Annotated in this window: 24 protein-coding genes and 1 tRNA gene; 13 read left to right on the top strand and 12 right to left on the bottom strand. The window is 58.8% G+C overall.

Translation table 11 applies throughout. The features are described 5' to 3' along the window. Positions 1–44 precede the first annotated feature (44 nt). On the top strand, positions 45–1,136 hold the full coding sequence (locus tag ACVBAU_RS11700; RefSeq protein ID WP_448326497.1) for a DUF6902 family protein: 1,092 nt from the start codon (positions 45–47) through the stop codon (positions 1,134–1,136). Between the two features lie 70 nt (positions 1,137–1,206). On the opposite strand, the gene ACVBAU_RS11695 is transcribed toward ACVBAU_RS11700, so the two are convergent. Beyond that, positions 1,207–1,530, bottom strand: a complete 324-nt coding sequence (locus ACVBAU_RS11695; protein ID WP_138925101.1) for a HesB/IscA family protein — start codon at positions 1,528–1,530, stop codon at positions 1,207–1,209. 85 nt (positions 1,531–1,615) lie between these two features. Here ACVBAU_RS11695 and ACVBAU_RS11690 point away from each other — a divergent pair, with 85 nt between their 5' ends. The 7 genes from ACVBAU_RS11690 to ACVBAU_RS11660 all read left to right on the top strand — a co-directional run bounded on the left by ACVBAU_RS11690 (position 1,616) and on the right by ACVBAU_RS11660 (position 8,404). Beyond that, positions 1,616–2,758, top strand: a complete 1,143-nt coding sequence (locus ACVBAU_RS11690; RefSeq protein ID WP_448326495.1) for a deoxyguanosinetriphosphate triphosphohydrolase — start codon at positions 1,616–1,618, stop codon at positions 2,756–2,758. Between the two features lie 63 nt (positions 2,759–2,821). Further along, positions 2,822–4,564, top strand: a complete 1,743-nt coding sequence (argS, locus tag ACVBAU_RS11685) for an arginine--tRNA ligase (RefSeq protein WP_138923168.1) — start codon at positions 2,822–2,824, stop codon at positions 4,562–4,564. A 162-nt stretch (positions 4,565–4,726) separates the two neighbouring features. Next, a complete protein-coding gene (locus tag ACVBAU_RS11680; RefSeq protein WP_448326493.1) occupies positions 4,727–5,644 on the top strand; it encodes an SPOR domain-containing protein in 918 nt (305 codons plus the stop codon). Further along, on the top strand, positions 5,644–6,648 hold the full coding sequence (gene nagZ, locus ACVBAU_RS11675; RefSeq protein ID WP_448326491.1) for a beta-N-acetylhexosaminidase: 1,005 nt from the start codon (positions 5,644–5,646) through the stop codon (positions 6,646–6,648). Before ACVBAU_RS11680 ends, nagZ begins: the two co-directional genes overlap by 1 nt. Then, positions 6,641–7,426: a segregation and condensation protein A gene (locus ACVBAU_RS11670; protein ID WP_448326489.1), complete on the top strand. Its 786-nt coding sequence runs from the start codon at positions 6,641–6,643 to the stop codon at positions 7,424–7,426. The genes nagZ and ACVBAU_RS11670 overlap by 8 nt, the downstream gene beginning before the upstream one ends. 1 nt (position 7,427) lies before the next feature. Beyond that, the gene (gene scpB / locus ACVBAU_RS11665; protein WP_335744129.1) at positions 7,428–8,081 is read left to right on the top strand and encodes an SMC-Scp complex subunit ScpB; all 654 of its coding nucleotides are present in this window, start codon (positions 7,428–7,430) and stop codon (positions 8,079–8,081) included. Positions 8,082–8,161: 80 nt separating this feature from the next. Then, positions 8,162–8,404 carry a hypothetical protein gene (locus ACVBAU_RS11660; RefSeq protein ID WP_138923173.1) on the top strand — a complete coding sequence of 81 codons (243 nt, stop codon included), beginning with the start codon at positions 8,162–8,164 and terminating at the stop codon, positions 8,402–8,404. 28 nt (positions 8,405–8,432) lie between these two features. On the opposite strand, the gene ACVBAU_RS11655 is transcribed toward ACVBAU_RS11660, so the two are convergent. The 8 genes from ACVBAU_RS11655 to ACVBAU_RS11620 form a co-directional block, all read right to left on the bottom strand. After that, positions 8,433–9,512 (bottom strand): 2'-deoxycytidine 5'-triphosphate deaminase, encoded by a 1,080-nt coding sequence (locus ACVBAU_RS11655; RefSeq protein WP_138923174.1) that lies wholly within the window; start codon positions 9,510–9,512, stop codon positions 8,433–8,435. Positions 9,513–9,576: 64 nt separating this feature from the next. After that, a tRNA-Pro gene (locus ACVBAU_RS11650) sits at positions 9,577–9,653 on the bottom strand. Positions 9,654–9,722: 69 nt separating this feature from the next. Next, positions 9,723–10,700 (bottom strand): MerR family transcriptional regulator, encoded by a 978-nt coding sequence (locus ACVBAU_RS11645; protein ID WP_448326486.1) that lies wholly within the window; start codon positions 10,698–10,700, stop codon positions 9,723–9,725. Between the two features lie 4 nt (positions 10,701–10,704). Then, positions 10,705–11,007 carry an integration host factor subunit alpha gene (gene ihfA / locus ACVBAU_RS11640; protein WP_093733680.1) on the bottom strand — a complete coding sequence of 101 codons (303 nt, stop codon included), beginning with the start codon at positions 11,005–11,007 and terminating at the stop codon, positions 10,705–10,707. Positions 11,008–11,103: 96 nt separating this feature from the next. Next, entirely contained in the window at positions 11,104–12,075 is a 972-nt protein-coding gene (locus ACVBAU_RS11635) for a beta-ketoacyl-ACP synthase III (protein WP_138923176.1), read from the bottom strand. Continuing rightward, positions 12,072–13,148, bottom strand: a complete 1,077-nt coding sequence (gene plsX, locus ACVBAU_RS11630) for a phosphate acyltransferase PlsX (RefSeq protein ID WP_138923177.1) — start codon at positions 13,146–13,148, stop codon at positions 12,072–12,074. The genes ACVBAU_RS11635 and plsX overlap by 4 nt, the downstream gene beginning before the upstream one ends. A 42-nt stretch (positions 13,149–13,190) precedes the next feature. Continuing rightward, positions 13,191–13,397, bottom strand: a complete 207-nt coding sequence (gene rpmF / locus ACVBAU_RS11625) for a 50S ribosomal protein L32 (RefSeq protein WP_093733647.1) — start codon at positions 13,395–13,397, stop codon at positions 13,191–13,193. Between the two features lie 194 nt (positions 13,398–13,591). Then, positions 13,592–14,146 carry a YceD family protein gene (locus ACVBAU_RS11620; protein WP_171048890.1) on the bottom strand — a complete coding sequence of 185 codons (555 nt, stop codon included), beginning with the start codon at positions 14,144–14,146 and terminating at the stop codon, positions 13,592–13,594. A 91-nt stretch (positions 14,147–14,237) separates the two neighbouring features. On the opposite strand from ACVBAU_RS11620, the gene ACVBAU_RS11615 reads away from it, so the two are divergent. From ACVBAU_RS11615 to ACVBAU_RS11605, 3 genes are all read left to right on the top strand, one after another. Continuing rightward, positions 14,238–14,702, top strand: a complete 465-nt coding sequence (locus ACVBAU_RS11615; protein ID WP_448326483.1) for an outer membrane protein assembly factor BamE — start codon at positions 14,238–14,240, stop codon at positions 14,700–14,702. Positions 14,703–14,711: 9 nt separating this feature from the next. Beyond that, entirely contained in the window at positions 14,712–15,461 is a 750-nt protein-coding gene (locus ACVBAU_RS11610) for a GNAT family N-acetyltransferase (protein WP_448326480.1), read from the top strand. 85 nt (positions 15,462–15,546) lie between these two features. Next, positions 15,547–17,358, top strand: a complete 1,812-nt coding sequence (locus ACVBAU_RS11605; RefSeq protein WP_138923180.1) for an ABC-F family ATP-binding cassette domain-containing protein — start codon at positions 15,547–15,549, stop codon at positions 17,356–17,358. Positions 17,359–17,402: 44 nt separating this feature from the next. Here ACVBAU_RS11605 and tyrS read toward each other — a convergent pair whose 3' ends face one another. Then, positions 17,403–18,653 (bottom strand): tyrosine--tRNA ligase, encoded by a 1,251-nt coding sequence (gene tyrS, locus ACVBAU_RS11600; protein ID WP_448326478.1) that lies wholly within the window; start codon positions 18,651–18,653, stop codon positions 17,403–17,405. Positions 18,654–18,718: 65 nt separating this feature from the next. Here tyrS and ACVBAU_RS11595 point away from each other — a divergent pair, with 65 nt between their 5' ends. Further along, positions 18,719–19,870: an anhydro-N-acetylmuramic acid kinase gene (locus tag ACVBAU_RS11595; RefSeq protein ID WP_448326476.1), complete on the top strand. Its 1,152-nt coding sequence runs from the start codon at positions 18,719–18,721 to the stop codon at positions 19,868–19,870. A 328-nt stretch (positions 19,871–20,198) separates the two neighbouring features. Next, entirely contained in the window at positions 20,199–20,870 is a 672-nt protein-coding gene (locus tag ACVBAU_RS11590) for a hypothetical protein (protein ID WP_448326474.1), read from the top strand. Between the two features lie 80 nt (positions 20,871–20,950). Here ACVBAU_RS11590 and eno read toward each other — a convergent pair whose 3' ends face one another. Both eno and ACVBAU_RS11580 read right to left on the bottom strand, forming a co-directional pair. Next, a complete protein-coding gene (gene eno / locus ACVBAU_RS11585; RefSeq protein WP_138923183.1) occupies positions 20,951–22,228 on the bottom strand; it encodes a phosphopyruvate hydratase in 1,278 nt (425 codons plus the stop codon). A gap of 69 nt (positions 22,229–22,297) precedes the next feature. Beyond that, positions 22,298–23,167 carry a DMT family transporter gene (locus ACVBAU_RS11580; protein WP_138923184.1) on the bottom strand — a complete coding sequence of 290 codons (870 nt, stop codon included), beginning with the start codon at positions 23,165–23,167 and terminating at the stop codon, positions 22,298–22,300. Positions 23,168–23,222: the final 55 nt, after the last annotated feature.

The raw sequence follows: 23,222 nt of genomic DNA, 5'->3' as shown, positions 1-23,222 counted from the left end.
TGCGCCAGAAACGGCGCAGGGGTAACCAACGAAGAGGGAGTTCTATGTCTAACGTTGTGACACTTTCGTCCGTTCGCGCCCGCGGTATTGCTGCGAAACACGCCGATATAGCAGCGATCAGCCGCATGTTTGCACAGCAGCGTCGCCGTGCGGGGGATGTGTTCTGGTTGAAGGAAAACGCAGAATGGCTGGGGGTGTTGGCAAGCTCGAATATGCCAGTGTCGTCGGGTGCTTTGATGCCCTACGCATCTTTCTATGACCAACTGGAGGAAACGATCCGTTTTTTCCCGCAGTATTACCGTTTCTTCCTGTCACTGGCCCTTGATCTTGAGGATCTTGGCATGCCCGGAGAGACAGGGCTGCGACTGGTGCACTGGGTCTCGCGTATGCGCTTGGTCGATGGGGAACTTTCCGACCTACAACGCGCCGAGGCAGAGCGGTTGATGGCACGGCGGATGCCCGTCACCCGAGACGAAACCTTGCACGCGCGATTGCGCGGGTTTTTCCTGAGATCAGAAAACTTTGTGCTGCCGAATAAAAAAGCATCTTACGAGCTCGCGCATATTGTTTTCTACCTGTCCGACTATGGTCAACGTGATCCGGCACTGCCCCTCGCGGCAATTGAAAGCCTGACCTTTGCCGGCGTCCTGGCTTATCTGGATCAGGATATGGATTTGCTGGCAGAGCTCTGCGCTGCTTTGAGGTTGGCCGGCTCGCCTGCGCCCGCCTTGTGGGAAGACGCTGTCCGCACTGCCGCAAACGCCTGCCAGATCGTGCCGCACCACGGGGAGAGGGCGGGCGACGGGTATCATATCTATTTGGTGGCCGGCTGGTTGTCGCAGATGGCGGGGGCTCCGGCATTCAGCCAAGCGGTGCCACAGGGCCCGGTCTCCATCCGCTACGCGCCACCAGAGGGTGCGCTATTGGGGCTGTCCGAAACCCTTTTCAAGATGGGAGACACGCGGCAATCTGATTGGGCGCGTATGCGTGGGAGGATAATGGCGTCGCTTGCCCCCTCGGCACAAAACATATTGGCACAGGCAGAGGCGTCTTGCCCGCGGTTCAATGCGTTTTTTGCCCGCTTCGCCCGTGCGCCGGCCAAAACGGGGGGAGGTTCGGCGCGGGTGCAGCTTTAGAGCGGCCTCATGCTGGCATGAGACCAGCCTCCGGCGGGGGGTTCTTGGGCAGAATGAAACGGGCTGAGTGCTACATCGAGAAGGATGTGCCGCAACCGCAGGCGCTGGTCGCGTTAGGGTTTTCAACCACGAAACGCGCGCCGATCAGTTCTTCGGAGAAGTCGATGACAGCATTGGCAAGGAAGGGCAGCGAGATGCTGTCGACCACGACTTTCTGGCCGGCACCTTCAAGGACGAGATCGTCATCCTTTGGGGCATCCAGCGCGATATCGTACTGAAAGCCGGAGCAACCGCCGCCTTCCACTGCGACGCGCAGGGCTTGGCCCTCTGCTGCGGCACCGATTTCGGCAAGGCGGTCAAAGGCGCGCGGGGTGACTTGGGGGGGCAGGTTCATTTTTCGGGCTCCGGGGTGATCGGTTTCCATCTGTCTTATCATACAATATAGAAACCCTCAGGACAGGCCACAAGGACCACCGACTATGCGCGCTTCTTTTGCTTCTGATCCGGCACTGACCCGGGGCCGGTTGATACCCGAAGAGGAAAGTACCTTTCGTTCCTGCTTTCAGCGGGATCGCGACCGGATTATTCACGCCAGCGCCTTTCGGCGGCTCAAGCATAAAACCCAAGTGTTCATCGAACATGAAGGCGATTATTACCGCACGCGGCTAACCCATTCGATCGAGGTGGCGCAGGTGGCGCGCACGATTGCCGGTGCTTTGAGTCTGAACGCAGAGCTGACGGAGGCGGTCGCGCTGGCACATGATCTGGGGCATCCGCCTTTTGGTCACACCGGCGAGGATGCGCTGGAGACGCTGATGGCCCCCTATGGCGGGTTTGATCACAACGCGCAGGCCATTCGAATCGTCACCCATCTTGAACGGCACTATGCGGAATTCGACGGGTTGAACCTGACGTGGGAAACATTGGAGGGGCTGGCGAAACATAATGGGCCGGTGACAGGAGACCTGCCGTGGGCTCTGGCGGCCTATGGGCGGCAGCATGATCTTGAGCTGGATACATTCGCCAGTGCCGAAGCGCAGGTGGCGGCGATTGCCGACGACGTGGCCTATAACCACCACGATCTGCATGACGGGCTGCGCGCGGAGCTGTTTTCGACGGATGAACTGGCCGAGCTTCCGATCCTCAAGGATAACTTTGCCGAGGTGGACCGGCTTTATCCCGGTTTGAACTACTACCGGCGTCGCCACGAGGCACTACGCCGGTTCTTTGGTGTGCTGGTCGAGGATGTTATCACAGTCGCGCGGACCCGTTTGGCCGAAATGAAGCCCGAAACCGCCACTGATATTCGAATGGCGGGGCGCACGCTGATCCAGTTTTCCGATCCGGTGTTCCAAGACCTCAAGGTGATCCGCGCATTCCTGTTTGACCGGATGTACCGCGCGCCGTCGGTGGTTCTTATGCGCAAGCAGGTGACGCAGGTGGTCGAGGATTTGTTCCCTTATTTCTGCGCGCATACGGATCAATTGCCCAAACAGTGGCGCAAAGATGTAGAGGACGCAGACGGCGATACGGCACTCGCGCGGATCGTCAGTGACTATATCTCGGGGATGACCGATCGCTTTGCCCTGCAAGAGCACGAGCGGTTGATCGCTAAAGGCTGAACCGCCCTTGATTATGGGCGCATATTCAGGTGATACACGGGGCCAAGTCGAAGGAACCCCGTTATGAACCTATTTGCCGATATCCGCAGCCTTGTGCTGTCCACCCTTGATACGCTGGTCGCTGACGGGTTTCTGCCCGAGGGCCTGAGCTTTGACGCCATCACTGTTGAGCCTCCGCGCGATGCATCACATGGGGATATGGCAACCAATGCCGCGATGGTGCTGGCCAAGCCTGCCCGTATGAAGCCGCGCGATATCGCCGACAAGCTGGCTGCAAAGCTGGGTGAGGATGCGCGGATTACTGCGGCTGATGTGGCTGGGCCCGGCTTTTTGAACCTGCGGCTAAGCGCTGCGGTATGGCAGGGCGTTGTCGGCGCGGTTCTGCGGCAAGGGACTGATTTTGGGCGCGGCGATCTGGGTCAGGGCAGACGCGTGAACGTTGAATATGTATCCGCCAACCCGACCGGCCCGCTGCATGTTGGCCACACCCGCGGGGCGGTCTTTGGGGATGCGCTGGCGTCATTGCTTGATTTTGCGGGCTTTGATGTCACGCGCGAATATTACATCAACGATGGCGGGGCACAGGTCGATGTATTGGCGCGCTCTGTCTATCTGCGGTATCTTGAGGCACACGGCCAAGAGGTTGCTTTCCCCGAAGGCACATACCCCGGCGACTATCTGGTCGACGTGGGCGTGGCGCTGAAAGACAAGGTGGGCGACGCTTATATCGATAAGGATGAATCCGTCTGGCTTGAAGATGTACGCAATTTTGCCACCGACGAGATGATGAAGCTGATCCGCGAAGATCTGGCCTCTCTCGGGGTGGAAATGGATGTGTTCTATTCGGAAAAATCGCTCTATGGCACGGGCCGGATTGAAGCCGCGATTGAAGACCTCAAGGCCAAGGGTCTGATCTATGAAGGTGTGCTTGAGCCGCCAAAGGGCAAAAAGCCCGAAGACTGGGAACCGCGCGAGCAGACGCTGTTCAAATCCACTGCGCATGGCGATGATGTGGACCGCCCGGTGATGAAGTCGGACGGCGGCTGGACCTATTTCGCGCCCGATATAGCGTACCACTACGACAAGGTGCAGCGCGGCTTTGACATGTTGATTGACGTGTTCGGCGCGGATCATGGGGGCTATGTCAAACGGATGAAGGCCGCGGTGTCGGCACTGTCCGAAGGGGCTGTGCCGCTCGACATCAAGCTGACGCAGCTGGTCAAGCTTTTCAAGGACGGCAAGGAATTCAAAATGTCCAAGCGGGCAGGGACATTCGTGACCCTGCGTGATGTTGTTGATCAAGTGGGCGCGGATGTGACGCGTTTCGTTATGTTGACTCGTAAAAATGACGCGATGCTGGACTTCGACTTTGCCAAAGTGCTTGAGCAATCGCGCGAAAACCCCGTGTTCTATGTGCAATACGCCAACGCCCGCGTTCATTCCGTGTTGCGCAAAGCGGCAGAGGCCGGCGTCGCGACAGATATTGAAACGCTTCAACGCGCCGATCTGAGCAAGCTGGACCATGAGGCAGAGCTGAAACTGGCGCAGAAGCTGGCAGAGTGGCCGCGGATGGTCGAGACGGCGGCGCGTAGCAACGAACCACATCGGATCGCGTTCTACCTTTACGAGCTTGCGGGCGACTTCCACGGGCTTTGGAACCGTGGGAATGACGTGCCAGAGCTGCGTTTCTTGCAAGATGATGCTGCGGTCTCGCAGTCGAAAATCGCTCTTGCGCAGGCCGCAGCGATTGTAATTGCGTCAGGTCTTGGTATTCTTGGGGTCAAGCCAGCGGAAGAGATGCGATAACGCACACACGCTGGTCAGGCAGGTTCAAAAAACAGACCCGCGCAGGCGATGCCGGACGCGGTCAGTGAGGCAGAAATGGCAGATTACACGTCCTCCTCCCAGGGTGGGGGGTATTCCTTTGAGCATGACACCGGACTAGGCCCGCAGACACCGGCTAAGCCTTTGACAAAGTTTGCAAACTTCACAGGTGCTGCGCTTTCTATCACCTTGATCGTCGGGATCGGGGTGTGGGGTTACAAGCTGCTTGTGCGCGATGTGACGGGTATTCCGGTGGTCCGTGCCGCCCAAGGCGATATGCGTGTGCGTCCTGAAAATCCGGGCGGGCAACTGGCCGATAATCAGGGGCTGTCGGTCAACGCCGTTGCCTCTGAAGGGACGGCGAACCAGTTCGCTGAACAGTTGATACTGGCACCGAAACCATTGGATCTGGAAGAAGAAGACCAGCCCATCCCCGTCGCGATGGTTGCACCTGTGCAACAGGCCCCTGCCTCCACCTCGCCAGCGGTAGACGTTGCAGCGGCGTTGCAAAACGGGGATGTAGACGGTTTGGTTGCCTCTCTCACGGATGGGATGGAGCCACTGGAAGATCAAGACGACGGAACCACGCTGCCAGAGCCGATGAACGCGAGCGCCACGATGGATGTGGATCCGCTCGAAATGGCCGTGTCGAACGCTGTAGCCGTGGCAATGGGCGAAGAACCCGGCGTACGTGCATCCTTGCGGCCACAAAATCGGCCCGGTGGCCGAATGGTTGCGACCAAAGCATCCTTTGAATCCGCCCCCGTGGCTGCGGCAGAAGTCAAAGAGCTGTCGCCCGACAGCCTGCCCACAGGCACACGTCTGGTGCAACTGGGCGCATTCGATTCACCGCAGATCGCGCGGGCACAATGGGTCCGTCTGAACGCACGTTTCGGCGCCTATATGGACGGCAAAGACCGCATCATCCAAGAGGCCAGCAGCGGCGGTCGGACGTTCTATCGTCTGCGCGCGCATGGGTTTTCGGATATCGCGGACGCACGGCGCTTTTGTTCGGCGCTGGTGGCTGAAAACACTGACTGCATTCCCGTCGTTACACGCTGATGCGGTACGGGGCGACAATACTGGATGCGTCGGGGCTGCGGCTGACGGCGCAAGAAAAGGCGTTGTTTCGTGCCGTAAAACCCTTTGGGTTCATTCTGTTTGCACGCAATATCGACACGCCTGATCAAGTACGTGCCCTTTGCGCTGAAATGCGCGACGCGGCGGGCCATGACGCTGTGGTTACCGTCGACCAAGAAGGCGGACGGGTGCAGCGTCTGCGTGCGCCACAGTGGCGCGACTGGTCGGCTCCGCTTGATTTTGTACAGGCTGCTGGTAGCAATGCGGCAGAGGCGATGTATCTGCGCTTTCGTCTGATCGCAGACGAGCTTTACCGCGTCGGCATAGACAGCAATTGTGCACCTATGGTCGATGTGGCTGGCACGCAAACGCACGAGTTTCTACGCAACCGATGCTATGGCACAACGCCGGACGTGGTCGCGGCCTTGGGCCGCGCTGCGGCAGATGGCATGTTGGCGGGCGGCGTACTGCCCGTGGTCAAACACATACCCGGGCACGGGCGCGCCACGATGGACAGCCACTATGACCTGCCGCTGGTCAATGCGCCGCGCGCCGCGCTGGATGCCCATGATTTCGCGCCCTTCAAGGCGCTGAGCGACCTGCCGATGGGGATGACAGCGCATCTTGTCTATGATGCGATTGATCCACGTCCTGCCACGTTGTCACCGGTGATGATGAACCTGATCCGCGAGGACATCGGCTTTGACAATCTGATCATGACCGATGACATCTCGATGAAAGCATTGGCGGGTGAAGTAGACCAGATTGCGGCTGATGCTTTGTCGGCGGGCTGTGATGTCGTCCTTTATTGCAACGCCACATTGGAAGACCGCGCCCGTGTGGCCGAGGCAGCAGGCGAAATGACCGACGCTGCGCAAACCCGTGCAGAACGGGCGCTGGCGATGCGCCGTGAGCCTGATGATGTCGACATTCCTGCCCTAAATGCACAACTCGACACGCTTTTGGGCGGGGCGTCAGATGGCTGATACGGTCATGGACGATGGGCAGGCAAAAGTTGCTGAACGGCGCGCCGCCGAGGCGCTGATTGTGGATGTCGACGGGTTCGAGGGGCCTCTTGACCTGTTGCTGACGCTTAGCCGGACCCAAAAGGTTGATCTTCGCAAGGTTTCGGTGCTGCAATTGGCGCGGCAATATCTGATGTTCGTGGACAAGGCCAAGGCACTGCGGCTTGAACTGGCGGCGGATTATCTGGTCATGGCGGCGTGGCTGGCGTTTCTGAAATCCCGTTTGCTTCTACCGCCTGACCCCAAGGACGAAGGTCCCTCGGGCGAAGAGCTGGCCGCGCATCTGGCCTTTCAGCTGGAACGTCTGCAAGCAATACGAGACGTCGCTTCGCAGCTTATGGCACGTGATCAGTTGGGACGTGATTTTTTTGCCCGCGGCCAGACCCAGGAAATGCAGCAGACCCGCCGGGTGACATATAACGCGACCTTGCTGGACCTGATGCAAGGCTATGCCCGCACACGGACGCGCGACGAGTTTCGCCCCTTTGTGATGGATCGTGAAAAGGTCTTTACGATGGAGCAGGCGCTTGAACGGATGCGCGGTCTCTTCGGGTTCGAGGGCGATTGGTCCGACCTAACATGCTATCTGCCCGAAGGCTGGGACAAGGAACCGGCAATGCGCCGCTCGGCGACGGCATCAACGTTTGCGGCGTCGCTTGAATTGGTAAAAGAAGGGCATCTGGAAATTCGCCAAGACGGGATGTTTGCCCCGATCCAGTTGCGCAAGAAGGATAGCTGACGTGGCCGACCCCGCCCAACAAATCGAAGAAAGCCTGTTTGACGCGCCACCTCTGGCCGAACAGGAACGCATGATCGAGGCGATCCTATTTGCCACCGCAGATCCCATGACCCTGCGCGAGATTACAGCCCGTCTGCCCCACGGCTGTGATCCTGCGGAAGCGCTGGTACATCTGCGCAAACGCTATGCCGGGCGGGGGGTGCAGCTTTGCCGGATTGGGGATGCCTATGCCATGCGCACGGCCGCCGATCTGGGATATTTGATGCAGCATGAGACAGTCGAGACCCGCAAACTGTCCCGCGCCGCAATCGAGACGCTGGCGATCATTGCCTATCACCAGCCCACCACCCGTGCCGAAATCGAAGAGATCCGCGGCGTGTCGGTATCGCGCGGGACTTTGGACCAGCTTATTGAACTTGACTGGATCCGCTTTGGCCGCCGCAAGATGACGCCCGGCCGGCCCGTGACCTTTGTCGTGACCCAAGAGTTTCTGGCACATTTCGGGCTGGAAAGCCCGCGCGATCTGCCAGGTCTACAGGAGCTCCGCTCTGCCGGGCTGCTCGAGGGGCGCCCCGCATTCAGTGCAATTCCGGGTGTCGACAGCGACGAAGAACCAGAGGCTACCGAAGGCCAGAGCGAGCTGTTCGAGGATTAATCCCCCGCGGGCCTGAAAATCGCCGCAAAGGATGTTATATTAAGCCCAGATATAGATATATGCGGGAGTGAAATCACGAAATGAACCAGATTGTGAACATGATCATGCGTCGCTTTATGGGGCGATTGATCAATAAGGGTATCAATATCGGATTTGACCAAGCCTCTAAACTTGGGAAGGGCCGAAAAGATGTGGAAGGTCGCGATAGCGATGCCGTGCCGCCAAGCCCTGCTGAAAACGCACGGCGGAATAAAGCCGGTAACCAACAGGGAAAACAGGCGCGCAAAATGGTGCGAAACATGCGCAAGCTGACGCGGTTCTAGCAACCGGCAGCGCGCCCTGACGCTGACCTTACCTCGGTGGGCTGAAATGCTTGCTTAGCTTGAGCCCTTGCCCCTGATAGTTCGACGCGATGCCTGCTCCGTAGAGCTGGGTTGGCACTTGGGTCATTTTCTCGTAGACGAGCCGCCCGACGACTTGACCGTGCTCAAGCACAAAGGGGGCTTCGTGGCAGCGTACTTCTAGCACGCCGCGTGACCCTGCACCGCCTGCGGACGCATGGCCAAACCCGGGGTCGAAGAACCCTGCATAATGCACCCGAAATTCGCCTACCATCGCGAGGTAGGGGGCCATTTCGGCGGCATATTCGGGGGGGATCGTCACGGCTTCGCGGCTTACCAGAATATAGAACGCCCCGGGATCGAGGATAATCTGGCCATTGTCGCTGTGGACCTCTTCCCAGTATTGGGCCGGCTTGTAATAGCCGAGCTTGTCCAGATCAATCACACCGGTATGCGGCTTGGCGCGATAGCCAACAAGCGTCGTATCGGGCAGGCGCAGATCGACGGAAAAGCCCAAACCATCGTCGATCACGGCCTCGCCATCAACCAGTGGGGTATCCGCATGTAGCGCACGCAGGGCGTCGTCGTCTAACGTCGCATTCCCGGTTGAAAACCGGATCTGGTTCAGCCGCATACCGGGGCGTACCAGCACTGAAAACGAGCGCGGGCAAATCTCGGCGTACAGCGGGCCGGTGTAGCCTGGCGCGATGCGGTCGAATTCCGTGCCACCGTCGGTGATTGTCCGTGTGAGTAGATCCAACCGCCCCGTAGAGCTTTTGGCATTGGCCGCCGCAGAGGTGCCTTGGGGCAGGGCGAGGGTCTCCATCAGCGGAACGACGTAGACACAGCCCTTTTCCAGCACAGCACCCTCGGTCAGATCCACGCGGTGCATCTCGAACTCAGTCAGACGGTCTGCCACCTTGGCACCGTGTCCTGCAAGGAACGATGCACGCACTCGGTAGGCCACTGTACCCAAACGCAGATCAAGGCTGGCCGGTTGAATCTGAGCATCATCAACGGGCGGTGTGCCGATGATCTGACCCGATGCGATCATGTCGGTGATATGCTGGTTGGGAACTACGCCGATCATATCCGGGCCTTTCAAATGCAAACACCCGCACCCATCAGGGTACGGGCGTTTGTTGTATGTCGGTTGGTCGGGCTAGCAGGACTCGAACCTGCGACCTTCCGTCCCCCAGACGGACGCGCTACCAGGCTGCGCCATAGCCCGACATGAGGCGTTTCATACCTGATAAAACCGGGCGCGCAAGGGGGAATTGTTGCAAATCGCACGGGCAGCTTAGACTTTTGTACGACGCAGCACATCAGCGCGCATGGAATCACGCAATTCGGCCAAGCGGTTAAGCAATGGCGCAATATCCTGAGCCGATTCATGTGGCAGATTGCGGCACATCAATGCCGCAGACAGCACAGAGGGTTTCGCCGGGAACGCATCTTCTGCCAGCAGCGGGGGCAGGTCGATCACGCGCGGCTTGGGGCCAGCCTCGAGTGGTTCTTCTTGATCCTCGTCATCCTCAAAGATGTTGGCGGCGCTATGATCAATATCTGCCTCTGGCGGTAGCGCAGATGGGGCAGGTGTCTTGGCCGTTTCGTCTTCGACTGGTGCCGCGGCTTGCGGTGCAGCAGGCGCTTCGTCAGGCGTGTTGTCGCTTGGCGGCACGGGTGCAGAGGTCATCGGATGGCGCAAGAAACTTGGCAGGTCTTCGTCGATGCGTTTATCCAGCGCGGATGGGGTAGGCTCTGCTTCGGCGGGTGCTTCGCTCTCGACTGGCGGAGTAGAAGATGGGGTGTCAGCTTCCGCCGTCGGTGGCTCTGGCACCTCGGAAACTGGGGTTTGTTGTGGGTCTGAACCTTTTGAAGCTTTGCCCGCGCGCGATTCGAACGCAAGCACAACGCCTTCATGGGGCTGCTCTGCATCTTCGTGCATCGGTGCCATGTCGATGGTGTTGCCTGCCGTGGTCAGATCCTCTGGGGTGACACCTTCAAGAGGGGCGGAAAGCGCGGCAACATGGCCCATGCCTTCCTCGCGCAGGACTTTCTGAACGCCTTTGATCGTCAGCCCGTCTTCGTGCAGCAAACGTTTGATCCCGCCAAGCAGCAGCATATCGTTGGGGCGATAATATCGCCGCCCGCCTGCGCGTTTGATCGGTTTGACCTGTGTGAACTTGCTCTCCCAGAAACGCAGAACATGGGCCTGAATTTCAAGCCACTCTGCAACTTCTGAGATGGTTCGGAATGCATCCGGGGACTTGGGCATCAGGTTATCGCTTGTTCCCGTCTGCAACCCGGTCCTTCATCAGATGGGACGGGCGGAATGTCAGAACGCGGCGCGGGTTGATCGGAACCTCTTCGCCGGTTTTAGGGTTCCGACCCACGCGGGCCGATTTATCCCGCACAGAGAAAGTACCAAAAGAGGAAATTTTGACCTGCTCGCCGTCGACCAGCGCGTCGGACATATGATCCAGCACAGATTCGACAAGCTGTGCGCTTTCATTGCGGGAAAGACCTACTTCACGAAAAACTGCTTCGCTTAAATCCATTCGGGTCAACGTCTTGTCGGCCATAACTTCCCCCATGTGTTTTAAGCAGCATAGGCTGTCATTTTTCCGCAAGTCAACAACTATGGGACGTAACGTGCTGTTCGCGCGAAGAAAAGCCGCTTACCAGCGCAGAACCACTGCGCCCCATGCAAGCCCGCCGCCGATCGCTTCGGTGACCAGCAGGTCGCCTTTCTTGATCTGGCCGCGCTCTTGTCCGACTGAAAGAGCCAGCGGAATCGATGCAGCTGAGGTGTTGCCGTGGTCTTGAACCGTTACGACGACGTTATCCATCGACAGGTTCAGTTTCTTGGCAGTGCCTTGAATAATACGGATATTCGCCTGATGAGGGACAATCCAGTCAACCTCATCCGGCGCCACGCCGGCGCGCTCCATCGCGGTAGTTGCCGAGGCGGCGAGCTTTTCAACCGCGTGGCGGAACACCTGATTCCCTTGCATCCGCAGATAGCCGGTGGTGCCCGTGCTGATGCCGCCGTCGACATACAGTAGATCTTTGTAGCGCCCGTCAGAGTTCAGGTCGATCGACAGGACACCGCGGTCATCCGAAGTGCCTTCGCCAGTCTGTGCCTCGAGCAGGATCGCGCCAGCACCGTCGCCGAACAGGACGCTGGTGCTGCGATCGGTCCAGTCCATGATTTTCGAAAAGGTCTCGGACCCGATGACGAGCACGCGGTCGGCTTGCCCGGAAACAATAAGCGCGTTGGCATTGGCCAAGGCATAGACAAAGCCCGCACAAACGGCCTGAACATCAAAGGCAAAGCCACGTTCCATACCAAGCTGGGCCTGCACCATCGTGGCGGCAGACGGGAACGTGAGATCGGGGGTAGAGGTGGCGACGATGACAGCATCGACATCTGCGGCTGTTTTACCTGCGTCAGCCAGCGCGGCCTTGGCGGCAGCAGTTGCCATCGTCGATGTGGTTTCGCCTTCGCCGACAAAGTGGCGGCGTTCGATTCCAGAGCGTGACCTGATCCATTCGTCAGTGGTGTCGATCTTGCCTTCAAACTCTGCGTTTTCGACAATACGTTCCGGGAGGTAGTGTCCGGCACCAATTACGACGGCTCTTTTTGTCATTCTTCGGTCTCTTTCGTCGGCTTTGCTGAGGCCACACGCGCGGCCAGACGATGTGTAAATTCACTTTCCGCTAATCGCGCGGCCAGCTTGATCGCTGATGAAACCCCTTTGGCATCAGCTGCCCCGTGGGATTTCACAACAGTTCCGTTCAAACCCAGAAACACGCCGCCGTTTACGTTTCTCGGGTCAAAGCGTTTGCTGACGCGGCGCAGCGAGCTGTAGGCAAACAACGAAGCCGCACGGGACCAGATCGAGTTTTTGAACGCTTGGCGTAGACCTGACCCGATCAGCGTGGCGGTACCTTCGCCAGTCTTGATCGCGATATTACCAGTAAATCCGTCCGTGACGATCACATCCGCGGCATTGCCCGCGATATCGCCGCCTTCGACGAAACCGACGAAATCAAAGCCCGCTTCATCCGCAGCGTCGCGAATCAATTCGTGGGCTTCTTTCAGCTCGGTCCGGCCTTTGTGTTCTTCGGTACCGACATTCAGCAGGCCGATGCGCGGGCGTTCGATATCCATGCCGTTACGGGCATAAGATGTCCCCATCAACGCATAGCGCAACAGATCATCGGCATCCGCACGCACATCCGCACCCACGTCCAGCAACACATTGAACCCTTGCGGGTTGGTCGACGGATAAAGCACGGCAATGGCAGGGCGGTTGACGCCCGGCAGCTTTTTCAGGCGGATCATTGACAGCGCCATCAGCGCGCCGGTGTTGCCGCAGCTTACTGCGACAGAGGCCTCTTTGTTGCGCACGGATTCGATGGCGGACCACATCGAGGTGTCCTTGCCATTGCGTACAACGTTGCTGGGTTTGTCATCCATAGTGACAACCCCTTGGGCATCCCGAATGGTGCAGCGCCCTTTAAGTTCGGGGCGCTTGGCCACCAGCGGTTCCAGCGTGTCGGCAGGGCCGTGCAGGATAAAGCTGATATCGGGATTCTTGAGCGCGGACGCAGAACACCCGGCAACAACGATTGCCGGGCCCTGATCGCCCCCCATCGCATCAACTGAGATTAGGGTGCGCTGAGTACTCGCGCTAGGCTGATCGGACGTGGCCGTCATCTGGTGCGATGCCTCTTATGAACTGCGATTGACGTAACGAGCTTACGCTGCGTCTTCGTCGAGGTCGATCTCTTCGTTCAGAGAAACAACTTCGTTGTCGTCATAGTGACCGCATGCAGCGCAGATGTGGTGTGGGCGCTTGAGCTCACCACAGTTGGTGCATTCGTTGGGGTTCGCTGCAGTCAGCGAATCGTGCGCGCGGCGGTTGTTGCGACGCGATTTGGAAACTTTATTCTGTTGGACAGCCATGTCTGGTGCCTTTGCCTTCGGGGTCGTTCATCGGCTTCCTGCCAAAGACGACCGTGTTTCAGATCAACTCCCGGTTTGGGCGTGACGTGCGTTTAGGCCGAAGCCTATCCGATGTCCAACCTTAATTGGGGTGAAGGGCGCAAAATACTGCGAAAAACTGCCGAAGCAACCCTTATTCACCCAAACCGACAGGGTTATTCGCCGTTACTGTCCTTTAGCTGGTCCTTTAGATCAGCCAGACCGGCGAACGGGCGGGCGTCTTCATCGGTCATTGGGGCCTCGCCGGGCTTGGTGTAGACGGCTTGACCCAGTTCAGCCCCGTCGGCGCGGGGGTATTCGGGAACTTCCAGTGCCAGCGCCTCTATCATGATAACGGCGGGGTCGATCCAGGCACCCAGAGGTTCGGTACGGTCATCCTCTGGTATCTCGACTTCGGTTTCTTCGGGCTGCTCGTAGTCTTGGACAAACAAACGCGTGATATCAACGTCTATCCGGGTTTGAACCGGCTCGAGCGTGACGACACAGGGCTGCACCACGGTGGCACCCAAACGGGCTTCGAGCTGCCAGTCACTGCGCCCGAGCGCCTTGAGCCGCCCTTCGAACGAGAGTTTACGTAGCGCTGAGAGATCGAGTTCTTCCGCGATTTTGCGCAAGCTGTCGGCGTCAGGGCGCAGGGAGAAAGGGGTTTGCGCATTCTGCGACAGCTCTGCGACGCGCAATGCTGTGGGGCTTGGGGGCGTGCGAGACATGTTAGGGGTACTTTCGTTTCTTGAACCATGGGGCGTGCTTAGTGTATGCGAGATAAAAGCCATGATCCCCAAGGGCAAGAGGGCACCAAGAATGCGTATCGACCGCCATGTCAAAAAGACACTGCTGACCGCCACAGTTCTCGCTGCTGGTCTAACGCTCGGGGCCTGCTCCCCTCAATATAGCAACCACGGGTATATCCCGCCGCAAGAAGATCTGTCGAAGATCACCGTCGGTCAGGATACGCGCGACACTGTGGCCGAAACCGTGGGTGTGCCTGCATCGGCGGGCCTGTTGACCAATTCGGGCTATTACTATGTCCGGTCGCGCCGTCAGGCAATGTGGTTCATGGCACCGCGCGAAACAGAGCGCGAAGTGGTGGCTGTGAGCTTTGACGGGAACGGTGTGGTGCAGAACGTCGAACGGTTCGGGCTCGAGCGCGGTAATGTCGTCACGCTTGATCGTCGCGTGACCAGTTCTCCAATTTCTGACAAATCCTTTATCCGTCAGCTTTTGGGCAACATCGGCCGGTTTAACCCCGCGGCACTGGCCGGCTAGGGCAAGGCTATGGCGGTGTTGCGCGGCGCTGTACTGGAGCCGCTGGTGCGCGGTCCGTACCGCGCCTATTGTGCGAGCTCGCCACAAGATATCGATGCCGCGCAGGCGTTGCGTGCAAGGGCCTTTGGTTTGGATGAAACGCACGATAGTGACGGGTTCGACGCGAAAAAGCATCATATCCTCGTGCGTGATCAAGGCAGCGGCGAACTGCTGTGTTGTTACCGTATCGGGGTGATGGAGGGCGCGTCGCTAGACCAAAGCTATGCAGCGCAGTTTTACGATCTGACCAAACTTGCAGGTTTTGACGGCCCGATGATGGAACTGGGTCGGTTCTGTCTGGCACCCGAAGTGCGGGATCCTGACGTGGTGCGTATGGCTTGGACCGCGCTGGCGCAGGTTGTTGACGCCCATGCGGTAACGCTGCTGTTTGGGTGCACGTCTTTCCGCGGCACTGATCCGGCTCCTTATCGTGATGTCATGAGCTTGCTGCAGGACCGTCACCTTGCACCTCAGGTATGGCGGCCGCAGGTCAAAGCCCCCGAGACGGTGGGTTTTGCAAAGGGGCAGCTGGACAAACCTGCCGAGAAGGCTGCACTTCAGATGCTTCCGGCCTTGCTGCGCAGTTACCTGATGATGGGCGGCTGGGTTGGCGATCATGCGGTGATCGACCGGCAGATGAAAACGCTGCATGTGTTCACCGGGCTCGAGATCGCGGCGATCCCCGAGGGGCGCAAACGTTTGCTGCGCGGTACCGCCTAAGAGATTTCATGCCTTCGGCGAGGATTTTAGCCCATTTGGAACAGGGGTCATTGACGCTGACGCGGCACGACGCTAGCTGGCTGTCATGGCACGCGCACCCCTTTTACAAGTAAACGAGATCTCGCTGACTTTCGGCGGCGATCCCGTATTCGAAGACATGTCCCTTGTGGTTCAATCCGGCGACCGTTTGGCGCTGGTGGGCCGGAACGGATCTGGTAAATCCACCCTCATGAAGGTCATGGCCGGATTGATCGAAGCCGATAGCGGTGATGTGATCGTCGGACCAGGCGTTTCGGTTGGCTATATGGAGCAAGATCCGGATCTTACCGGGTTCGAGACATTGGGCGATTTCGCAGCACACGGACTGGATGCATCCGAGATGTATAAGGTCGAACGTGCGGGCGAAGGGTTGAAGTTCGACCCTGCACGCCCCGTGAGCACCGCCTCTGGCGGGGAGCGTCGTCGCGCGGCACTTGCACGTCTGATGGCATCCGAGCCGGAGTTGATGTTGCTGGACGAGCCGACGAACCACCTGGATATCGAGGCGATCCGCTGGCTTGAAGACGAGCTGAAGGCGACCCGTGCGGCATTTGTTATCATTTCTCACGATAGGGCGTTCCTACGCGAATTGACCCGTGCGACGCTTTGGGTCGATCGGGGCGTTGTCCGTCGTCAGGATATCGGTTTCGGCGGGTTCGAAGCCTGGCGCGACCAGATGTGGGAAGAAGAGGACATGCAGCGCCACAAGCTGAACCGCAAGATCAAGTCGGAAGCGCGGTGGGCTGTCGAGGGCATTTCAGCGCGGCGCAAGCGCAACCAAGGCCGCGTGCGCGCCTTGCAAGATCTGCGTGCAGAACGTGCCGGCCAGATCAAGCGTCAGGGCACAGCAGCCATGTCGCTTGAGGCAGGGCCAAAGTCTGGCCGCAAGGTGGTCGAGGCCATTGGCATCACCAAGGCTTATGGCGACAAGACGATTCTGCGTCCGTTTGATATCACGATCCAGCGCGGGGACCGCATTGCTTTGGTCGGGCCAAACGGTGTGGGTAAAACCACTTTGCTGAACATGCTGATCGGGAAAGAGCAGCCCGATGGCGGTGAGATCAAGCAAGGCACCAACCTCGAGATTGCGCTGTTTGATCAGGCGCGCGCGCAGCTCGACGGGGATATGACCCTATGGGACAGTCTGACGGGCGACCCTGAAATGCGCGTGTCGGGCAAGGCGGACCAGATTCTGGTGCGCGGGCAGCCGAAACACGTGGTTGGCTATCTGAAAGAATTTCTCTTTGACGAGGGGCAAGCACGGGCACCTGTGCGGTCGTTGTCGGGGGGTGAAAAGGCGCGGTTGCTGCTGGCTAAGATCATGGCGCGGTCCAGCAACATGCTTGTGCTCGATGAACCGACCAACGATCTGGACGTCGAAACGCTTGATCTCATGCAGGAATTGCTGTCGACCTATGACGGGACTGTGCTGCTGGTCAGCCACGACCGTGACTTTCTGGACCGCGTTGCCGCGACCACCATCGCGATGGAAGGTGACGGCAAGGCGACGGTTTATGCCGGCGGCTGGACAGATTATCTGGCACAGCGCCAGCAGGACGACTTTGACCAAAGCGTTGTAGCCAAATCAAAACCATCGGCCAAAGGCGAGAAGCCCAGGGCCGCAGCGCAATCGGGGCTGAGCTTTACAGAAAAGCACCGGCTTGAGGCGTTGCCGGCAGAGATGAAACGTCTGGAAGCCGAGATCGCAAAGCTCGAAGAATTGATGAGCGACCCGACGCTGTATTCCGAGCATCCGGTGAAGTTCCAAAAAGCGACCGATGCGTTGGTCGAGCGGAATGAAAAGCTGCAAGATGCAGAGGCCGAGTGGCTTATGCTGGAAGAGAAAGCCGAAAGCTAAGGGGGGGCAGGGCGCGCCCGCCCCCCTCGCATACTTCTGAGAGCTTAACCCAGTTGTACGAGCGCGTGGCGTTTTTTGCCCGCGCTCAGTTTGATCGGTGTGGCCAGCGTGGCGGCGTCGACCATCAGGCCCGCATCTGTCAGCGGGGCGTCATTGTAGCGGGCACCGTTTTCGGTGATCAGACGCTTTGCCTCTTTACCCGACCCCGCCAGACCGGATTTCACGATTAGCTGCACGATAGAGATACCATCGCCGATGTCGGCAGCACTGAGCGTCAAGGTTGGTAGGTCATCGCCGACACCGCCCTTTTCGAACACTTCGTGCGCCGTGGCTTCGGCGGTTTTGGCCGCCTCTGCGCCGTGCAGCAGCGTCGTCACCTCATTGGCGAGGATGATCTTGGCAGCGTTGATGTCGGACCCTTCCAAAGTCCCCAGACGGTCACATTCCTCGACCGGTAGCTCGGTAAAAATCTTGAGGAACTTGCCTGTGTCCGCATCGGTCGTGTTGCGCCAGAACTGCCAGAACTCATACGGCGAAAGCATGTCACCGTTCAGCCAGATTGCGCCGCCTTGGGACTTGCCCATTTTGCGGCCGTCGCTGGTGGTGAGCAAGGGCGTGGTCAGGCCGTAGATCTCTTGGTCCAGCACGCGGCGGGTCAGGTCGATGCCGTTGACAATATTGCCCCATTGATCCGATCCGCCCATCTGCAACAAGCAGCCATAGCGGCGGTTCAATTCAAGGAAATCATAGGCTTGCAGGATCATGTAGTTGAATTCGAGGAAGGACAGCGACTGTTCGCGATCAAGACGCGATTTCACACTTTCGAACGACAGCATGCGGTTAACGCTGAAATGCCGGCCGATGTCGCGCAGGAATTCGAGGTAGTTCAGATTATCAAGCCATTCAGCGTTGTTCAGCATGATCGCGTCGCTGTCAGCGTCGCCATACGACAGGTATTTTTCGAACACCTGCTGCATGCCAGAAATGTTGGCGTCGATGGCGGCGTTGTCGAGCAGGGGGCGTTCATCCGACCGGAACGACGGATCGCCCACTTTGGTGGTGCCGCCGCCCATCAGGGTGATCGGTTTGCCGCCGCATTTCTGCAACCAGCGCAGCACCATGATATTCATCAGATGCCCCACATGAAGGGATTTCGCTGTCGCGTCATAGCCGATATAGGCAGGCACAGCCCCTTTCATCAGCGCGTCATCAAGGCCCTGATAGTCCGTACAATCGGCGAGAAAGCCGCGCTCCATCATGATGCGGATGAAATCGGATTTGGGGTGGTATGTCATGGTGCTTGCCCTCAGCTTGGGTGGTGGTGCACTCTATAGGTGCTGAGCAGACAAAGGAAAAGGCCATGAATAAGGCCCAAGGGGCAAGAACCCCGACACGGATTGCAAAAACAGGCCCGCTGCGCGCCGCAGGGGCGATGAGCGGCACGTCGTTGGACGGGGTGGATGTCGCTGTGATCGAGACGGACGGGCGCGATATCATCGGGTTCGGCACCTCAAGCTACCGCAGCTATTCCGAGACAGAGCGCCGCACCATCGCTGCCGGTTTTGGCAAATGGTCGGGGCCAGAAGTATCAGCGGCGACGCAAGTGGTCGAAGCTGCACACCTTGAGGCATTGGCTAATTATACCGACGTTGATCTGATCGGTTTTCACGGTCAGACGCTGGCACATGCGCCGCGGACGCAGGGGACGTTGCAGGTCGGCGACGGGGCCGCGTTGGCGGATCATATGGGGTTGCCCGTGATTTGGGATTTTCGCAGCGCCGATGTGCATTTGGGCGGAGAGGGTGCGCCGCTTGCGCCGTTCTTTCACCACGCCTGCGCCCGCTATGCGGGGCTGACCGGGCCGGTCGCCTTTCTGAACCTCGGTGGCGTGGGAAACCTGACGTGGGTTGATCCGGCGCTGCCTTTGCCCGAAACCGATGGGGCCCTACTGGCATTTGACACCGGCCCCGCCAATGCGCCCATCAATGACCTGATGCAGACGCGCCTTGGGCTGCCCTTTGACGAGGGCGGCAGGATTGCTGCGCGGGGACAGGTTGAGACGGGCGCGCTGGAGCTGTTTCTGGCGGAGCCTTATTTCGCGCGAATGCCGCCAAAGTCGCTGGACCGGAATGATTTCGAGGAGATGGTGGCGCTGGTGACCGAGCTGTCCGACGCGGACGCGGCTGCAACCCTGACGGCCATGTGTGCCGCCGGCGTGGCCGAGGCGATGCAGCATTGCCCGCGCTTGCCGGACCGCGTGTTGGTCACCGGCGGCGGGCGGCACAACCCTGTGTTGATGCAGATGCTCAGTGTGAGTCTGGATTGTCCCGTCGTTCCGATCGAGGAAATCGGGCTAGATGGCGACATGCTTGAGGCACAGGCGTTCGGCTATCTTGCAGTGCGGGTGGCGCGGGGGCTGCCGACCTCTTGTCCCGGGACCACAGGGGTGCGGGCCGCTGTCGGGGGCGGCACCGTGAGCCTACCAGCCGAGGCAAACCACCCTTTAGAATAACGTTTTTTCTGTGGTGCAGCGCTGTAGTGAAGGCGGCGTGTAGATGCAGGCTTTTGGCTTGACAGTATAAAAAATGTAGCGATTCGCGATGGTATTGTACGTGCCAAAGTAGAATTGAAATCCATTTCTCCCGAATAGGTTACCTGTATCCGGCAGGAATATCTGCGCGCAGCCCCCTGTTGCACAGATGCACAATCGAATTCTGTCAACAGTCTGTTTCCTTGCCAGAGATTCGAGTGACGCTACCCTGACGTGTACTACCTCAGAGCGGTCGTGCATAAAGTGAGGGCTTTGCTCGCGCCGCTCCTCATCAAAAAGGAGAGTGACCATGACGAGTATATTTTTCAAAAGCACCGCGGCTTCGGTTGCGACGGTATTCATCGCGACATCGGCCTTTGCATTGGAAGTGGGTGTGGGTGCAAGCGTAGGCGGCGTCGGTGTCGGTGCGGGGGCCAGCGTCGGTCACGGCTCTGTCGCGGACGCGGGTGTCGGTGCTAGTGTAGGCAACGTTGGCGCGGGGGCAGGTGCCTCTGTTGGCGGCGATTCCGTCGCCGGTGTCGGTGCGGGTGTAAGCGTCGGCAGCACTGGCGGTTCAAGCGGCGGAGGTTCAACCGGCGGCGGTTCTACTGGTGGCGGCACGACAGCAGGTAACGGCGGTACGACGGGCGGCGGGACCGGAGGTGCAAATGGCGCCACGGCCACGGCCTCGGCTGGATCGCAAAGCTCCGGGGGCGGTGTTGCAGGCCTTTCCGGATCGGTGGTACCAATCCAGGCCGCGTTGGGTGCAACGGTAATGACATCAGACCGGCAGGTCGTTGGCATGATCGAAGATGTGCGCCCCGCGTCGCAGGGCAAATTCGTGGCGACCATCCGCATGAATGTTGCATTTGGCGCGGCATCTCGGACCATTCAGATCCATATGCCGGTCCCGAAGCGCGCAACGGATAGTATCCGGCTCGGGTTCACGAAGTCAGGGTTGCTGCGGCAGATCCAAAGCTGATTATCCGACCAGCCATAAAAAAAGCGCGCCTTTTGGGGGCGCGCTTTCGTTATTTATAGGACAACGCCTGTCGGCAAAGATCAGCCCTTGAGGATGGAGCGGCCAGCGTATTCCGCCGTCACGCCCAGCGATTCTTCGATGCGGATCAGCTGGTTGTACTTTGCCAACCGGTCGGACCGCGCGAGCGAGCCGGTTTTGATCTGCCCGCAGTTGGTCGCCACAGCAAGATCCGCGATCGTCGCGTCCTCTGTTTCGCCCGACCGGTGGGACATCACGTTGGTAAAACCTGCACGGTGTGCCATGTCGACCGCTTTCAGTGTCTCGGACAACGTGCCGATCTGGTTGACCTTGACCAACATCGAATTGGCAGAGCCGCGCTTGATGCCTTGGGCCAGACGTTCGGGATTGGTCACGAACAAATCGTCGCCCACCAGTTGAATCTTGTCACCCAAACGATCGGTCAGCAGCTTCCAGCCGTCCCAGTCATCTTCGGACATGCCGTCTTCAATAGAGATGATCGGATAGTCGGCACAAAGCGCGGCCAGATAATCCACATTCTCGGCGCTGGACAGAGTTTTCCCTTCGCCAGAAAGAACATAGCTGCCGTCCTTGAAGTATTCTGTCGCCGCGCAATCTAGCGCGAGATAAATCTCCTCACCGGGTTTGTAGCCTGCTTTTTCAATGGATTTCAAAATAAAATCAAGCGCATCGCGGGTGGAGCTAATGTTGGGTGCGAAGCCGCCTTCGTCACCGATACCGGTGGACAGACCCGCGGCCGAAAGCTCTTTTTTCAGCGTGTGGAACACCTCGGAGCCCATGCGCACCGCGTCGCGGATGTTTTCTGCCGCAACGGGCATGATCATGAACTCTTGAATATCGATAGGATTATCAGCATGTTCGCCGCCGTTGATGATGTTCATCATCGGCACGGGCAGCATCCGCGCAGAGGTACCGCCGACATAGCGATACAGCGGTTGGGAGCAGTAATCCGCGGCGGCCTTGGCAGCGGCCAACGATACGCCCAGAATGGCATTTGCCCCCAGGCGCGACTTGTTTTCGGTGCCGTCAAGCTCGATCATGGTGCCGTCAATTTCGACCTGCTCTGTCGCGTCAATGCCGACCAGTGCGTCCGCGATCTCGCCGTTGACCGACGCACAGGCTTCCAGCACGCCTTTACCCATATAGCGGGCCTTGTCGCCATCGCGGCGCTCGACGGCTTCATAGGCACCGGTCGACGCCCCCGACGGGACTGCGGCGCGGCCCATGGTGCCGTCTTCAAGCGTCACGTCGACCTCCACCGTGGGGTTGCCCCGGCTGTCAATGATTTCGCGGGCGTGGATGTCGATGATCGTGCTCATAAGGGGCTATCCTTTTGCAGATGACAATTGCGCAGCGGTTTACCGCGCCGAGGGGAGGATTGAAAGTATTCAGGCCTGTTCTTTGACCTTTCGCTCACGCCATACCGTATAGATGCCCGAGCCAACAATGATGGTTGCGCCAACATAGGTCAGCAGATCAGGGCGTTCCCCAAAGATTGTGATCCCGACCACCATGGCAAACAGCAGCCGTGCATAGCGGAACGGTGTGACAAAACTGATTTCACCGATCCGCATCGCAGCCACGATGCCATAATACGCGACCAGCCCTGTCGTTAGCGCGGCTGCCATGAAAATCCATTGTGTCCCGGACATGGGTACGAATGATGTTCCGGTGCCCAGCATGTACAGCAGGCTGGAGGGGACCAGCGCCAGAAACGCTAGAAAGGACAATTGAAATGTTGACGTCGATCTGGGCACGCGCCGTGTCGCCAGATCCCGCAAGGACAATCCCAGAACGCCCAGAACCGCAAGCAGTGACAAGGCTTGAAAGCTGTCCATTCCGGGGCGGATAACCAGCAAGACGCCGAACATGCCTACTAAAATAGCGCTCCACCGGCGCCAACCGACAGGGTCGCCCAGAAACAACGCCGCCCCGAGGGTGACCACCAACGGGGTAGCTTGCAAGATAGCCGAGGCCGAAGAAATCGGCGTCAGCACAATGGCCGATACGAAGCCCAAGGTCCCGATAATTTCGCCCAAGGCCCGCAGCAGGATAGGGCGGGTCATCATGGCGCGATCTACCAGCGACTGACCCTTGATCAACACCATCGCGCCATAACAAATGGCCCCGCCGGTCCCCAACAAAAAGATAATCTGCCCAATCGGGATATCTGTCCCGATCAGCTTGATGAACATGTCCTCAATGGCAAAGCCCAGCATCGACAGCACCATGATCAAAGCGCCGCGCAGATTATCCATTTCGTATCCCTTCATACAATCGTTCTAAATATCTTCGGCGGATGCATGTCCCTTT

The organism is Sulfitobacter sp. M13 (assembly GCF_053474885.1).
This window is presented reverse-complemented; position numbering and strand designations above follow the sequence as displayed.

Excerpts from the sequence above, each read along its gene's own strand:
- ACVBAU_RS11615 (WP_448326483.1), top strand. The coding sequence starts at position 14,238 with ATGCGTATCGACCGCCATGTCAAAAAGACACTGCTGACCGCCACAGTT.
- ACVBAU_RS11580 (WP_138923184.1), bottom strand. The coding sequence starts at position 23,167 with ATGGATAATCTGCGCGGCGCTTTGATCATGGTGCTGTCGATGCTGGGC.
- nagZ (WP_448326491.1), top strand. The coding sequence starts at position 5,644 with ATGCGGTACGGGGCGACAATACTGGATGCGTCGGGGCTGCGGCTGACG.
- ACVBAU_RS11670 (WP_448326489.1), top strand. The coding sequence starts at position 6,641 with ATGGCTGATACGGTCATGGACGATGGGCAGGCAAAAGTTGCTGAACGG.
- ACVBAU_RS11695 (WP_138925101.1), bottom strand. The coding sequence starts at position 1,530 with ATGAACCTGCCCCCCCAAGTCACCCCGCGCGCCTTTGACCGCCTTGCC.
- rpmF (WP_093733647.1), bottom strand. The coding sequence starts at position 13,397 with ATGGCTGTCCAACAGAATAAAGTTTCCAAATCGCGTCGCAACAACCGC.
- ACVBAU_RS11595 (WP_448326476.1), top strand. The coding sequence starts at position 18,719 with ATGAATAAGGCCCAAGGGGCAAGAACCCCGACACGGATTGCAAAAACA.
- argS (WP_138923168.1), top strand. The coding sequence starts at position 2,822 with ATGAACCTATTTGCCGATATCCGCAGCCTTGTGCTGTCCACCCTTGAT.
- ACVBAU_RS11645 (WP_448326486.1), bottom strand. The coding sequence starts at position 10,700 with ATGCCCAAGTCCCCGGATGCATTCCGAACCATCTCAGAAGTTGCAGAG.
- ACVBAU_RS11690 (WP_448326495.1), top strand. The coding sequence starts at position 1,616 with ATGCGCGCTTCTTTTGCTTCTGATCCGGCACTGACCCGGGGCCGGTTG.
- ACVBAU_RS11610 (WP_448326480.1), top strand. The coding sequence starts at position 14,712 with ATGGCGGTGTTGCGCGGCGCTGTACTGGAGCCGCTGGTGCGCGGTCCG.
- ACVBAU_RS11635 (WP_138923176.1), bottom strand. The coding sequence starts at position 12,075 with ATGACAAAAAGAGCCGTCGTAATTGGTGCCGGACACTACCTCCCGGAA.
- ACVBAU_RS11590 (WP_448326474.1), top strand. The coding sequence starts at position 20,199 with ATGACGAGTATATTTTTCAAAAGCACCGCGGCTTCGGTTGCGACGGTA.
- eno (WP_138923183.1), bottom strand. The coding sequence starts at position 22,228 with ATGAGCACGATCATCGACATCCACGCCCGCGAAATCATTGACAGCCGG.
- ACVBAU_RS11620 (WP_171048890.1), bottom strand. The coding sequence starts at position 14,146 with ATGTCTCGCACGCCCCCAAGCCCCACAGCATTGCGCGTCGCAGAGCTG.
- ACVBAU_RS11700 (WP_448326497.1), top strand. The coding sequence starts at position 45 with ATGTCTAACGTTGTGACACTTTCGTCCGTTCGCGCCCGCGGTATTGCT.
- ACVBAU_RS11660 (WP_138923173.1), top strand. The coding sequence starts at position 8,162 with ATGAACCAGATTGTGAACATGATCATGCGTCGCTTTATGGGGCGATTG.
- plsX (WP_138923177.1), bottom strand. The coding sequence starts at position 13,148 with ATGACGGCCACGTCCGATCAGCCTAGCGCGAGTACTCAGCGCACCCTA.
- ACVBAU_RS11655 (WP_138923174.1), bottom strand. The coding sequence starts at position 9,512 with ATGATCGGCGTAGTTCCCAACCAGCATATCACCGACATGATCGCATCG.
- ihfA (WP_093733680.1), bottom strand. The coding sequence starts at position 11,007 with ATGGCCGACAAGACGTTGACCCGAATGGATTTAAGCGAAGCAGTTTTT.
- ACVBAU_RS11605 (WP_138923180.1), top strand. The coding sequence starts at position 15,547 with ATGGCACGCGCACCCCTTTTACAAGTAAACGAGATCTCGCTGACTTTC.
- tyrS (WP_448326478.1), bottom strand. The coding sequence starts at position 18,653 with ATGACATACCACCCCAAATCCGATTTCATCCGCATCATGATGGAGCGC.